Source organism: Synechococcus sp. OH2 (assembly GCF_047462155.1).
Classification (GTDB): Bacteria; Cyanobacteriota; Cyanobacteriia; order Thermostichales; family Thermostichaceae; genus Thermostichus.
On record NZ_JANSIR010000019.1, the window covers coordinates 1 to 13,273 of the forward strand.

Here is a 13,273-nt window from a genome sequence, read left to right on the forward strand (position 1 = left end):
TCCATCCCCACCGTCTATACGGTGGGGAATTCCGCACCTTACGTTAAGAATCCCCCGCCTGTAGACGGTGGGGGCGTCAAACAGCGCTGAGTTGGGCTAACGGCTCAGACCAGGGGGGCACCGTTCTCGAAGTACTCGGCAATCTTCCCCCCGATTTCTTCTACGGTGTTGCTGGCAGATAGTACTTCAACTGCCAGCTCCGGAGCACCCTCCAAAAAGCCGGTGGGCAGCTCGGTCACCCCTTGCAAGCATTCCCTTCCCTACTACAAACAAAATAGGGGCCAGGGCACAACAAGGGATCCCTAGATCAAGCCCTGATCCAAGATCGCGCGGGAACGGGCAATAGCTGCTCTCAAGTTGGCCCGCTGGGTGTAGCGCATCGTCATGGCAGCAGTCGTATGGCCCAGCAAGTGCTGGATAGGCTCAGGGGCAACGCCGCGATCCAGCAGCAGAGTGGCAAAGCTGTGGCGAAACTGGTGGGGGGTTTGGTGGCCCGGGTCAGGCTCGGTGAGCTTAAGCACAATATGACGTAGGCCATCGTAGGTGAGGGGACGACCCCGGTAGGCCGGGCAGCGGGATTGGGAGACAAACAAGGGATCCGTCGGCGCGCACGGGCCCCGTTCTTGGCTTAGATATTGTTGCAGCAGCTCGGAGAGGGGATCCCCGACCGCCACAGCGCGGGGTTTACTTCTCTTGCCACAGCGCACCTCCAACAGGGATCCCTCAGGGCTGATCCGAAAATCCTGCACCGTCAAGTCCAACAGCTCCCGCGCCCGTAGGCCGCACTCCAGCAGCAGGGGGATCAAGGCTGCGTAGCGCAGAGAATGGCTCTGGGCCCGTTGCAGAACCCGCTGCAACAACAGCCGATCCAGGTCGCGAGGCAGACGAGCGGGCAGGCAGGCAGGTCGAATGGCCTGGGTGGGCAAGGGATCCGGAAAGTAGCCTCGCTGGCTGGCCCATTCAAAAAATTGTTGCAGCGCCAGCCGCTTCAGGTTGTAGGTAGCGGGAGAGGCAGGCGGATGGATCCACTGGCCCGAACGGTTGCGCAACGGACGCCCCCTCAAGCTGTTTAAAAAAGACTGAACGTGGGACGGCTGCACCTGTCCCAGCGGCACCGGGCAAGTTTTGGCAAACTACTCCAGAGCAATGCGGTAGGTGCGGCGGCTGGTTGGGGCCAGATCCCGCTCCTGCAAAAATTGCAGCACCAACTGGCTGAGGCTGGGCACAGGGCAGCTCGACTGACGCTGGAGATGGGCCTGTTGAACCGAGTCGGGCCAGGGATCCCTCATCTGCAAGACCAGCAACCCTCAACTCACCCTTAACTCTAACTTCCGGCAAGCCGCAGTTCAAAGCGGGATCCCAAACGACTTCTGATTGGATTGCTACTGGCTGGGCAGCAGGTGTTGGGTGATGAAATCCGTGTACACTTCGCCCCGTAAAAAAGCCTCGTGGCGCAGGATCTGCTGGTGGAAAGGGATCGTGGTGGGCACGCCGGTGATGGCGCATTCCCCCAGTGCCCGCTGCATGCGGCGGATAGCTGCCGCCCGGTTGGGCCCCCAGACGATCAGCTTGCCCAGCAGCGAATCGTAGTAGGGGGGAATGGTGTAGTCGGTGTAAATGTGGGAGTCCATGCGCACCCCCGGCCCCCCAGGGGGCAAATAGGCGCTGATGGTGCCCGCGCAAGGGCGAAACTGCTGCTTGGGATCCTCGGCGTTGATGCGGCACTCGATGGCATGGCCCCGCAGTTCCACATCCTTCTGGCGAAAGGTCAGAGGTTGACCTTGGGCGATGCGAATTTGCTCGGCAATCAAATCCAGCCCCGTCACCATCTCGGTAACCGGATGCTCCACCTGGATGCGGGTGTTCATCTCGATAAAGTAGAACTGGCCGTTTTTATCCAGCAAAAACTCCACCGTGCCCGCCCCCACGTAGTTCACCGCCTTGGCTGCCTTCACCGCTGCTGCTCCCATGCGGGCGCGCAAGCTCGTGGTCAAAGCCGGGCTGGGGGCCTCTTCCAGCAGCTTTTGGTGCCGCCGCTGAATTGAGCAATCCCGCTCGTACAGGTGCACCACATTGCCGTGGCTGTCGGCCAAGATCTGAAACTCCACATGGCGGGGGCGCTCGATAAACTTCTCCAGGTAGATCCCGCCATTGCCAAAGGCCGCCTGGGCTTCCCCCTGGGCAGTGCGCATCATCTTCAGCAATTCTTGGGCATCTCTGGCCACCCGCATGCCCCGCCCCCCGCCGCCGGCAGTGGCTTTGATGATCACGGGGTAACCGATTTTCTCCGCCAGCTTCACTGCTTCTTCATCAGAGGTGATCAAGCCGCGGCTGCCGGGCACGGTCGGCACGCCCACCGTTTGCATAGTCTCGCGGGCCGTGGCTTTGTCGGCCATTTTGCGCATCGCCTCTGGCGAGGGGCCGATGAAGATCAAGTTGTGGTCGGCACACATCTCGGCAAACTTGGCATTCTCCGCCAAGAACCCGTAGCCCGGATGAATAGCATTGGCGCCGCGGGTAAGGGCTGCCGAGATGATGTTGGGAACGTTGAGGTAGCTTTTGGCCACCGGGGCATCCCCTACACAGACGGCCTCGTCCGCCAGTTGGACATGGAGCGAGTTCTGATCCGCAGTGGAGTAGACGGCCACGGTGCGGATCCCCATTTCCTGACAGGTGCGGATGATGCGCAGGGCAATCTCGCCTCGGTTGGCGATCAGGATCTTGGTGATGGGCGGCATGAGGGGCGTTTGAGGTTAGAAAAATCTCGGCCGCTAAAGACCAGCGGTCCGTGCAAGGTAGGGTACGCAGGTGCTGATCCTACTATGGCAAGCAGACGGAAGGATCCAGATGGGGATCCCACATCTGGTCAATCCAGCCGACACCCTAGCTGGAGCTGAGGCGGCAGGGATCCGGCTCCAGCAGGATCCCAGGGGCGCAAACTGCACCTCTCCGAGGATCTCCAGGTAGAGGTTGATCTGGGTGCGAGCCATCAGAGTACAGGCTTGCGTGGGGCGAAACTCTGGTTTCTCTAGTTGTCGGAGCGAGGCCATGGCCCCAGCCACTCTCCGCCGCGAAAGCGCCAGCGGGGAAACAAAATCCGCATCACCACCCAAGCGCTGAGGTAAAGGCAAACCCAGACCACGCTGTAGTGGAGAATAAAGTCGCCCAGGTCAAACCGTTGGCTTGGGATATGGGGAAGGCCCACCAGACTCAGGACTGTGCCCAAGAAAAGCCCTTCCCAAATGCCGGCCAAAAGCTGCAGGATCCCAGGCCAATCGTGATCCCACCTCCACCCCGTCAGGTAGTTATAGACAACATCCCAAACACAGCCAAACAAACCTACGTAGAAGAGCACCCAAAAATAGGTAAGGCTGCCTCTATGTCCAGTCAGTCCAAAGTAAAAAGGCAAAGTCGCTAAAACACCTACAGTAGCCAGTAAAAAAATGCGGGTTTGCCAACGGCCAATGAGAGTGGGTGTCATGGTTTCCTCCAGTTTCGTTGGCCCAAATCGTTAGTTTGTTTGGCTTCAGTTCAAAGGCTAAGGGCTGAGGTTCAAGGCCCACTTGCACCACTGCCACAGGGATCGGATCCCTTCTAGACCTTTAACCCCTGGTGCCCCCAGCCGAGCCAAGTGCTCCACCGATCGATGGGCACAGTACTGCAGGCCCAAAAACGTATCCACCGGCGCATAGGGTCCACCTAAGGTGATGATCCCGGCAGCGTACATCCGTCCATCCCCGTTGCGCATCTCCACCAGCTCAAAATCGTTGGAAACATGTAGGCGTCCATGGGGATTGAGGGGCAGATTGTAGTGGGTAATCAGATCATTGAGGAGGGGATTGGTCATGGGATCCGAAACCAAGCCCGTGCAGTCGATAACGAAATCGGCTTCCACCTTCAATTGGGTGTTGTTGTGGGTACCTCGAATGTAGGTTACCGGCTTGCCTTTGTCGCCGAGAACCACCGATTCCACCTTGCCAAAGACAATCGAGTACCAGCCCTCCTGCAGCCCTTGCCGCACAATCCGCCGCCACCTGCGCCGACTTGCCGTTGTGGTGCCGCCCCAGGCTTCCAGTAGTTCGCGCCGTTCCAGGGGGGTTGCTGCTTCCAATTTGGCGCGCAGAACCCCACCCCAAGTGCCCTTGGGCCAGTTGAAGGGCTGAAACTCCCAATGGTTTTCCACCGCCCGTTTGGCCCGTCCGAAGCGATTGCCGCCTTTGGGCGCACGGCTCAGATGCACCACCGAGATGCGGGGGTTGACTTTGCGGGCTTGGTAGAGGCGCTCCATCACCTGGGAAGCGACGATCCCAAATCCGCGGATCAAGACCGTGCCGCCCTGTTTTTCCAATTGCTCATAAACGTGATCATGGGGCTCGTAGCCGTGTACCACCGACTTTAGATCGCCAGTTTTTTCCCGAAACTCTTGCAGATCGTTGAGCAGTCTGATGGCCGGGTACCCAGTTGCCAAATGCACGTACTTGGCCACCATAAAGCGGTGATCTGTATGGCCGAGGCGCGTTGCCGAATAGGCCACCACATATCGCCCATCCTCCGTTTTGCGAACGGCGCGAATATGGCCGTAGCAAAGCATTTGATCCCAGCCAATGCGAGCTGCTTCCCGATCCATCGAGGCAAATACATTCCCTGCCAGCGGTGTGTAAGTATCTGCCAACAAAGGCTCACTAAAGACCTGCCACAAAAAGCCGAGTGCTTCCAACAATCGGCCAGAGAAAAAAGAGCGCCAGGCCTCTCGTAAGGCATAGCCAGGCCAGCCCCAAATGTTGTCTGGACAAGAATCGGAGCCAGAGCGAATTCGCTTCCAGCGGGGGATCTGGCAGTTGGTCAACAGCCGTTCATAGCGTTCGTAGGGTTTACGGGCAATGCTGATGACGCGGATATGTTCGGATCTGACTCCATAGATGCGCAGGGTATCCACCCAAGCAAAGCTGCCAATACCACCGCCCAAAGCCAAATAGAGGGTCTCCTCCACAGGTAGGCTAGTGGCTTTGAGGGCACTCAGGGCAATTTGCTTAGCTCGGAACAAGTCCGGTGGGGGGAAGTCGGAGCTGGCCCGCACCTCGGGAAGTTCCTCCGGGGCGAAAACCACTGTGGAAGCCGGGGGAACCTCAAGTGCGGTGTCGGGTTGGGTGGCCGGGCGAATGAGGTCGGTGCGGGGCTCCAGCAAAAGGGTGGGGGTGCCGAGCAATAGGGTGGCGTTGGGATCCCTTAGCAAACTGACGGTAATGCTGTAGGGGCCAAGCTCCACCACTTCCCCGCCCTGCAGCACCCGGCGTGCTTGTCGGATTTTTTCCCCATTGATGCGGCTGCCGTTGGCACTGCGATCCTCGTAGATGACCTGACCATCCTCACCGAGATAGATAAGGGCGTGGTAACGGGAGATCTCCCGGCTAGCAAACACCGCCCGGGCCACTTCTTGCCCCTGCCATTCCTGCGGCAGTTGGGCCAGCTCTCTGCCCAGGGCAAGAGGCAATGGAAAAATCAGCTCTTGCTGTTCTTCGGTAATGGGATCTTCCCAGCTTAGTTGAATTTGCATGGCTTTTGTTCACCTCTGTAAAGGTAAAAATAACTCAATCGAGAACAACACAGAACAATGTAATCTCATGAGTCACCTTGGACTTGGCTTGGGATCCCTTTTTCGACTGCCGGGCTCCAAGAGAAAAATGGAACGGTTTAGTTCTCTAGGCAGGAGATCGCGGGGCTCTGTCAGCCTCTGGAGGAGGGATCACCAGCGAAGCACTTAAGACCAAATGTCCGCAGTAGGGGCAGTTCTGGCCTTGATATTCTGGCGGCAGATAGTGAGGGTTTTCCAGGCGGCTGCACTTAACCTTGAGGGTGCCCAAAGTCCCGCGGTTCAGAGAAACCCCTTGATCTTTTCCGGCAACCTCTATGGATTTTATGCTCAGCACAATACGCCCCAATTGAATTTGGCTATTGGCCTCGAGCGCAGGCTCTTCCTGAATGATTTTTCGGCCATTCACCCAAATGGGGTTGGGTTGCTTAGGCGGCAAACGATCCCGGGTCAAGTTGCGAATGTAAAACTTGAGAGTTTTGGGATCGAGATAAAGCCCGGCATGGATTCCTGAGACCGAGCGAGTTGGGTCGTTGAGCACCACATCGCAGCCGGGATCCCGCCCGATGGTAACCAGCTTGCCGAGGACGGGCGACACCGTTTGAGATCGGCGCCGGTCGGTCTCGACCCATTCCAGGGTTAGTTGATACACGATTTCATACTCCACGGTTCAACGCCTCCGTTCCCTGTGATCGACCTCAGCCTATCAAAAAGTCAGCTTAGAAAGGAAAAGATGTCTTTTTCGTCAAAATTTTTATCCCTTTGGTTAACTGTAACCTATCTTCTTGAACAGAGGCTCGTGCTGATTGAGATCACCTGAGTTAGGTTTTCCGAATCACATCTCTTCGCCTTTCCGCTTGAAACACTACCCAAGCGCTCCCCGCCATGGAGCCTAGAGCTGTAAATTTCCAGCGATCCCCGGAGGATACATGTTTTGTGTTCTTCACACCTCTGGCCAAACAGTTTTCAAAGCACTCCACCAAACGTAAACTAGCCCACAGCTAAAACGGAGGGCTTTTGGCAACCTAGCCACGAACTTCTAGTCTGGCCTGTAGCAGCCCTAGCTAGGGAAATCCCCTTGGCTGCGTCGGAGTCCACATCCCCTCCCACTCACAAGCCGGATTGACACCTGGTTTTGGATACAGACAGGGCTGACGCTTTCCCGCTTGGCCTATGGGTTGGTGTGGGTGCCAGTAGCAGCGGGGGCTTGCAGGGTGGCCTCTTTCGCGCAGCAAGCCGTAGGCCCCTCTTGGTCGCCTGCTCTGGAGTTGAAGCCAGCTTGCAGACCTGGGTAGCGCCTGCTAGCCAGTAACAGCCTCTCTATTCCACGTTGGCAGGCAGCGCCCCCCTCACCGTTCGCGCCAGCAGGCCAACAGCCTTTTCATCCAAGAGCTGCTGCGTTGCAAGGAGTCAATGACCCCGCCACCGCCTTCCCCCCCAACTGATGAATCGGCTCTCACAGGCCAACGATCTGGGTATTTTCAAAGGTGGAGAGAATCCTGTCCAAATCCTGAGCTTGCAGGGAGTAGGTGGCAGTAGCGTCGTTGCCAAACTGGATCTCGTCTCCGTCCTCGAGATCGCGAAACTCCACCCGCTCCCCCCGGATGTAGAGGCCGTTGGTGCTGGGCGTGCCATGGATGTCTCCATCGATGATTTGGTAGGTAAACCCATCGGGAGAGGAGGGAGATTCAGTCTTCACCAAAATGGCGTGGTGGCGGGAGACGTATTGGGAGTCGATGCGGATGCTGTTGCTCGGATCCCGCCCCAGGGAATAGAGCTCGGCTGTCAGCCAGTAAGCCTTTGGCCCGTGGCGATCCTTGACGATCAACACGTGGTTGAGGGTAGGTCGGCGAGGGGGCGTGGTCATGGCGGACACCCACTGGCACAACATGGGAATAGGATAGTCAAAACATAGCATGGGATCCAAGGCGTGAACCCTGGCCGGTTTGTCTGGCAGACCCCTTCGCCCCGCTGGCGAGTGAGACGACGTTCCTTGACGCTGCCGGAGAGGTGTCAAGAGATAGGCCAGGTATGCCCCTGTTCAAGACGGAGTCCCAGGGGATCCCATCTCGTGGCTGTTTTTAACTCTGCAAAATCTCCCCGCCCCCCGAGTTGGCAATCGGTGCTTTGAGGAAAGGATCAGAAGGCCGAGTAGATTTTTGTAACAATTCCTCTCATAATAAGATCTGGTGATGCAAATGCCTCCCAGACCATGAATGGCTCGCAACCGGATCCCGTCAACCCGCCCAAGCCCTCCAGGATACCGAAGCTAATCGAGTTGCCGGAAGATGAAGCCGATGCGCAGGTTGGCGATCCCATGCGCATGCAGCGCTATGAATGTCGCTCTTGTGGCTATGTTTACGAGCCGGCCAAGGGGGATCAGCTCAATCGGATCCCGGCAGGTGTGCCCTTTGAGGAGCTGCCTGCCGACTGGAGATGTCCGGTGTGCCGCGCCGGCAAGCGCCTGTTTCAAGCGGTGGGCGCCAAGGGCAAGCCTTCCGGTTTTCAAGAGAACTTGCGCTACGGCCTGGGGGTCAATGTAATGACCCCTGCCCAAAAGAACCTACTCATCTTCTTGGGATTGGCGCTGGGATTTTTGTTTTTGATGAGTTTCTACTTCGTCGAGTGATGGCCAAGATGCTTAAGCTCTGGAGACTGGTGCTGCTGGCTGCCTTCTCTCTCTTGCTGATGGCGGCGCGGATGCCAGACATGAAGGTGGTGCCCTGGCAACAAGTCGAGGTGCCCACCCAGAACATCCTGCTGGACATTGCTTTCACCGGCACCAACCCTTCTCATGGCTGGCTGGTGGGCGATAAAGCGACGCTGTTGGAGTCTCAGGATGGTGGCCTCCACTGGCAGGTGCGCAAGCTGACGGCACTGGAGCCGGAAGCCTACCTGAGCTCGATTAGCTTTGCTGGAGCAGAAGGCTGGGTGGTGGGGCAGCCGAAGATCCTCCTCCACACGCTCAACGAGGGATCCGACTGGACTTCCATCCGCCTCAGCAACCAACTGCCGGGGGAGCCGCTCCTGATCCAAGCCCTGGGGCCTGGGGCTGCTGAGATGGTAACCAATGTGGGGGCCATCTACCGCACAGAAGATGGGGGACAGACCTGGCATGCCCAGGTAGAAGAACCGATTGGGGCAATTAAAAACATTGCCCGCGGCCCAGGAGGAGAGTATCTGGCCGTGTCATCGCGGGGCAGCTTCTACTTTCTCTACACCCCCGAAAGTCGGTCCTGGAAGCCGTATCCACGGGAAAGCTCTCGCCGCATTCAGAACATGGGCTTTGGCCCCAACGGCAGCGCCTGGAAATTGAACCAAGGGGCGGAGATTGCTTTCACGGACGACTTCACCTCCGGCGAGTGGTCCAAGCCGTTGCGCCCTGGGCGAGCCCTCAGCTTTGGCTATCTGAATGCGGCCTACCAGAACGACCACGACTTATGGGTGGTAGGCGGCGGCGCTACCCTCATCCATAGCCCCGACGGCGGCAAAACCTGGGAGCAGGCCAAGCAATTGAGCAACATTCCCGCCAATTTCTACAGCATTGAGTTTTTCGGCCCGGAGCAAGGGTTTATCCTCGGGCAGCGGGGTACTCTCCTGCGCTACGTTGATCTCAACGGCTCCTAACACGGGTGAGCACACGCGCCAGGGACACAGCTTCACCTCTGCGGCTGTTGGTTGCGGCCAGCGGAACGGGAGGACACATCTTTCCGGCGCTGGCCGTTGTCGAGCAGTTGCCAACCTGGCAGATTGAGTGGCTGGGGGTGCCGCAGCGGCTGGAGGCGAAGCTGGTGCCGGATCGCTACCCGCTGCACCGAGTGGCCATGTCCGGCTGGCAGGGATCCCCCTGGCAGAAGCTGGGATCCCTGGGTCAGTTGGCATGGGCAACGCTGCAGGTGCAGCGGATCCTTAGGAAAGGACGGTTTGACGCTGTACTGACCACCGGCGGCTACATCGCCGCCCCGACCATCTTGGCGGCTCGCTCGCTGGGGGTGCCGGTGTTGCTACATGAGTCCAACTGCCTTCCGGGCAAGGTGACCCGCTGGCTGGGGAGATTTTGTCGGCTGGTGGCCCTGGGCATGGCGGAAACGGCAGAGCATTTGCCAGGGGCGATCACCTGCGTGGTGGGCACGCCGGTGCGATCGGAGTTCTATCAGCCCCAGCCCTTGCCCGCGGATCTGCCAATTCCGGAGGGGGATCCTTTGATTGTGGTGATGGGGGGAAGCCAGGGGGCACGGGGCCTGAACCGCATGGTGGCCGCCTGTGCCCCGGCCTGGTTGGAGGCAGGGGCCTGGATTGTGCATTTGACCGGCGGCAGTGAGGTTGGGATCCCTTCCCATCCCCGCTACCGCGCTTTTCCTTTCCGCACCGATGTGGCGGCCCTGCTGCAGCGGGCAACTTTTGCCATCAGCCGAGCTGGCGCCCTCAGCTTGGCAGAGTTGTGGGCCACCGCCACCCCCGCCATTTTGATCCCCTATCCTTTTGCCGCCGAAGACCATCAGTATCACAACGCCCTGGCCTTTGTGGAACGGGGTGGGGGAGTGGTCATGCGAGAATCTGAGGAGAATCTAGCCTTGCTGCGGCAGACGGCGCTGGCCTGGCTGGCTCAGCCCCAGGTGGTTGCCCAAATGGCCGCCAACTTGAAGGCGACAGCTCTTCCCGCTGCCAGCAAGGCAGTTGCCCACCTGCTCCAGGAGATCTGCCGAGATTCTGCCCGTTAACTCCCCCAAAGGGCCAGCTGTGGTACACTAGATATTTGCCCACCGCCTACCTAAGCCTACCCCCGCGCTGGAGACCTCAGCCTGGTGGGAACCTCGTCCTGCTGAGGCGAGCCTCAACGTCCTTCCGGTGGCAAGCATCCGGAAGACGCCAATCTCTTGGCCAGGCTGCAAAGTAAGCAGAACCTTGGGGCTCTGCTGCAAGGAACTGTGTAGAGGCGTCTTGACAGTGCCTTTGTGAGTTCGTTTATGGACTGCGTAAGAATCCCCCGACTTTAGTGGAGGAGTGTCAAGAATGTCCCTCCGCCCCGCTGCGGCAGCGCTGCTCCCTAGTCTGCCGGCGTAGGGGAGGAGGGGGTGGGCTGGGCAGGGATCCCATTTTTGCCCCCATCTGGAGCAAGAACTTCCGGCTCAAGGACTTGCCGCATAGATTCGATCTCTTGGGAGAGCAACACCCGCTCCCGATCCAGGAGGCCAACCACATGCTCCGGATCCTCCCGCGAGACCACTGGCAACTGGCGCAAATCGTATTCGTACATCGGCTCGGCGGCCACCGCCACGGCCTCGTCGGGGAAGGTAGTGAGCACAGGAGCCTGGCTGACCTGCTCTACCGTCAGTTCGGCCAATTCCCCGGCTTCCCTGTGGGCCAGGGCCCGCTCGAGGTCTTCCAGAGTGAGAATGCCCCGCAGCCGCTCTTGCCCGTCCACCACCAAAGCGCTGTGACACTTTTGTTGCAGCAAACGCTCCAGGGCCTCCCGCAGGGGCGTATCCTGTTGCAGCAGCAGAGAAGGGGGCACCATCACCTCTTGAACCGTCAGGCCCTTCGGCTCCTGCCTGCGACGGGCGGAAGGGTAAATGGCCGGCGGGTGCAACTGCTCCGTTAGCCAAATGCTCAAGCCCACCGCTGCCATCACTGGCAAGGCGATGTGGTAGTCCCGCGTCATCTCAAACAGCAGCAAAATCGCCGTTAGGGGAGCCCGCACGCTGGCCGCCAACACCGCCCCCATGCCCACCATGGCGTAGGCGGCAGGGGGAGAGAGGGCAATAGCAGGCAAAGCCTTTCCCAACACCTGGCCGTAGCCTGCCCCCAACACCGCCCCCAAGAACAAAGCCGGGGCAAAGGTTCCCCCGACAAAGCCGCTGCCCAAGCTCACTGCGCTAAGGAATAACTTGCCTAGCAACAGCAGGCCAAGCTGGCCGAGGGAAAAGGGCACCGCCTGCAGAATCAACTCAATCGTCTCGTAGCCCACCCCCAGGGCCAACGGGATCCCCAGGCCGACACAGCCCAGGATCCCACCGCCCAGAATCGGCTTTCTCCAGGCCGGCCAGGCCGCCAGGAGGCCACTACCGAACAGGTGCTTGCCCCATTCCAGCGCGTAGCCGAAGGCGATGGAGACCAAGCTGGCCAAAAGGCCCAAACCCAAATAGAGGGGCACCTCCAGGAGGCTGTGGAGCTCGTAGGCAGGTAAGACAAAAGCCGGCTGGGTAATGGTCGGCAGCAGAAAGGCCGGCTGCGCCCCCAGCCCTACCTGGGCGATCAGGGCCGACACCACCGCTGCCAACACCACGACGCTGACGGCCGACGTGGTAAAGGAGCGAGCTAAGGCCAGCTCCAGCGCCAAAAACACCCCAGCAATCGGCGCGTTAAACCCCGCCGCCAGCCCCGCCGCTGCCCCTGCAGCCATTAACAGTTGCACTCGCTCCCGCGAGAGGCGCAGGTTTTGCCCGAGCAGACATCCCAGCAGGGCCCCGCTTTCCACGCTGGGGGCCTCTGGCCCAAGCGAGGCTCCCGCCCCCAACGAGATGGCAGCAGCCACCAGCTTAAGGGGGATCCACTCTGGGCGAGGGGCGAGAGGTCGGTTGGAACTCACCAAACTGGAGAGGCTGAGGTTGGGGAAAGGCAGAACCACCCCCAGAGTGCCGATCAACAGACCCCCCAGCAGTGGCGCCAAAATGGTTGCCCAGGATCCCAGCAGCAACAGGCCGTGTTGTTGCGCAGCCCTGACAATGCTATCGACGAGAGTATCCTGCAAAAGATAGCGGCACCAGCCGATGAGATAGCGAAACCCCACCACCAAAAGCCCTGTGCCCAACCCCGCTGCTGCCGCCAGCAGCAGCAGTAGATTCTCAGAGGAGAGACGCAGGCGGGGATCGGCAACGCTCACACTGTCCATAAAGGGCTTAGGAGCTTGAAGAAGGCAGAGTCAGGATCTCCACGCCGGTTTCGGTAACGGCAACCGTATGTTCAAACTGAGCGGAGAGCTTGCCATCTGCCGTAACAGCCGTCCACTTGTCGGGCAGCACCCTCACTTCCCAGGTACCCTCGTTGATCATCGGCTCGATGGTGAACACCATGCCGGGGCGGAGCTTTTCCCCCTTCCCCCGTTCGCCGTAGTGGGGGATCTGGGGTGCCGTGTGGAATTGCCGTCCCACCCCGTGGCCGACAAAGTCCCGCACCACACTGTAGCCCTGCGACTCGGCGTACTCCTGGATGGCAGCCCCGATATCCCCAACTCTGCCGCCTGGCCTCACGGCGGCAATGCCTCGCCGCAGACATTCTTCCGCCACCTCCACCAGACGCCGCGCCCGCTCGGAAGGCTGCCCGACAAAGAACGTTTTGGAAGTGTCGCCGTAGTAGCCATCCAAAACTGGGGTGACATCAATATTGATAATGTCCCCCTCCCGCAGGATCTGTTTGGGGCTGGGAATGCCGTGGCAGACGACGTGGTTGACGCTGGTGCAGATGGACTTGGGAAAGCCGTGGTAGCCCAGAGGGGCACTCCTGGCCCCGTGGGCCCGCGTCCAGCGCTCCGCTTCGTCGTTAAGCTCTTGGGTGGTGACCCCCGGCTGCACCATCGGCTCCAGGTGCTTGAGCAGATCCGCGGCCAGGCGGCAGGCCCGTCGCATCTTCTCCAGCTCCCGCGACGAGAGCAACACAATCGGCTGAGGAGCTTGGGTAAGCTGG

The 13,273-nt window shown here is 59.6% G+C and carries 13 protein-coding genes; 3 read left to right on the top strand and 10 right to left on the bottom strand.

The genetic code is table 11. From position 1 onward, the window contains the following. Positions 1-104: 104 nt before the first annotated feature. The 8 genes from NW835_RS01400 to NW835_RS01435 form a co-directional block, all read right to left on the bottom strand. Positions 105-239, bottom strand: coding sequence for a Uma2 family endonuclease (locus NW835_RS01400; protein WP_414414322.1), 135 nt, complete (start codon positions 237-239; stop codon positions 105-107). A 63-nt stretch (positions 240-302) separates the two neighbouring features. Then, the gene (locus NW835_RS01405; RefSeq protein WP_414414323.1) at positions 303-1,049 is read right to left on the bottom strand and encodes a tyrosine-type recombinase/integrase; all 747 of its coding nucleotides are present in this window, start codon (positions 1,047-1,049) and stop codon (positions 303-305) included. 84 nt (positions 1,050-1,133) lie between these two features. After that, positions 1,134-1,289, bottom strand: coding sequence for a hypothetical protein (locus tag NW835_RS01410; protein ID WP_414366868.1), 156 nt, complete (start codon positions 1,287-1,289; stop codon positions 1,134-1,136). 93 nt (positions 1,290-1,382) lie between these two features. Next, positions 1,383-2,738, bottom strand: coding sequence for an acetyl-CoA carboxylase biotin carboxylase subunit (accC, locus tag NW835_RS01415; protein ID WP_414414324.1), 1,356 nt, complete (start codon positions 2,736-2,738; stop codon positions 1,383-1,385). Between the two features lie 290 nt (positions 2,739-3,028). Beyond that, the gene (locus tag NW835_RS01420; RefSeq protein WP_414414325.1) at positions 3,029-3,481 is read right to left on the bottom strand and encodes a hypothetical protein; all 453 of its coding nucleotides are present in this window, start codon (positions 3,479-3,481) and stop codon (positions 3,029-3,031) included. Between the two features lie 57 nt (positions 3,482-3,538). Beyond that, entirely contained in the window at positions 3,539-5,554 is a 2,016-nt protein-coding gene (locus tag NW835_RS01425; RefSeq protein WP_414414326.1) for an FHA domain-containing protein, read from the bottom strand. 145 nt (positions 5,555-5,699) lie between these two features. Next, positions 5,700-6,242: an FHA domain-containing protein gene (locus NW835_RS01430; protein ID WP_414414327.1), complete on the bottom strand. Its 543-nt coding sequence runs from the start codon at positions 6,240-6,242 to the stop codon at positions 5,700-5,702. Between the two features lie 804 nt (positions 6,243-7,046). Beyond that, positions 7,047-7,457 carry an FHA domain-containing protein gene (locus NW835_RS01435; protein ID WP_414364298.1) on the bottom strand — a complete coding sequence of 137 codons (411 nt, stop codon included), beginning with the start codon at positions 7,455-7,457 and terminating at the stop codon, positions 7,047-7,049. Between the two features lie 450 nt (positions 7,458-7,907). On the opposite strand from NW835_RS01435, the gene NW835_RS01440 reads away from it, so the two are divergent. From NW835_RS01440 to murG, 3 genes are read left to right on the top strand one after another with little or no spacing between them, the layout of a single operon-like run. After that, positions 7,908-8,219 carry a rubredoxin gene (locus NW835_RS01440; protein ID WP_414377731.1) on the top strand — a complete coding sequence of 104 codons (312 nt, stop codon included), beginning with the start codon at positions 7,908-7,910 and terminating at the stop codon, positions 8,217-8,219. 8 nt (positions 8,220-8,227) lie between these two features. After that, positions 8,228-9,217: a photosynthesis system II assembly factor Ycf48 gene (locus tag NW835_RS01445; RefSeq protein ID WP_414364301.1), complete on the top strand. Its 990-nt coding sequence runs from the start codon at positions 8,228-8,230 to the stop codon at positions 9,215-9,217. 5 nt (positions 9,218-9,222) lie between these two features. Further along, positions 9,223-10,311, top strand: coding sequence for an undecaprenyldiphospho-muramoylpentapeptide beta-N-acetylglucosaminyltransferase (gene murG, locus NW835_RS01450; protein ID WP_414414328.1), 1,089 nt, complete (start codon positions 9,223-9,225; stop codon positions 10,309-10,311). Positions 10,312-10,637: 326 nt separating this feature from the next. Here the strand turns inward: murG and NW835_RS01455 are convergent, their stop codons facing one another. Together NW835_RS01455 and map are read right to left on the bottom strand one after the other, a co-directional pair. Continuing rightward, entirely contained in the window at positions 10,638-12,482 is a 1,845-nt protein-coding gene (locus NW835_RS01455) for a chloride channel protein (RefSeq protein ID WP_414414329.1), read from the bottom strand. 7 nt (positions 12,483-12,489) lie between these two features. Next, complete coding sequence (gene map, locus NW835_RS01460) at positions 12,490-13,248, bottom strand: type I methionyl aminopeptidase (protein ID WP_414414341.1); 759 nt, start codon at positions 13,246-13,248, stop codon at positions 12,490-12,492. Positions 13,249-13,273 lie beyond the last annotated feature (25 nt).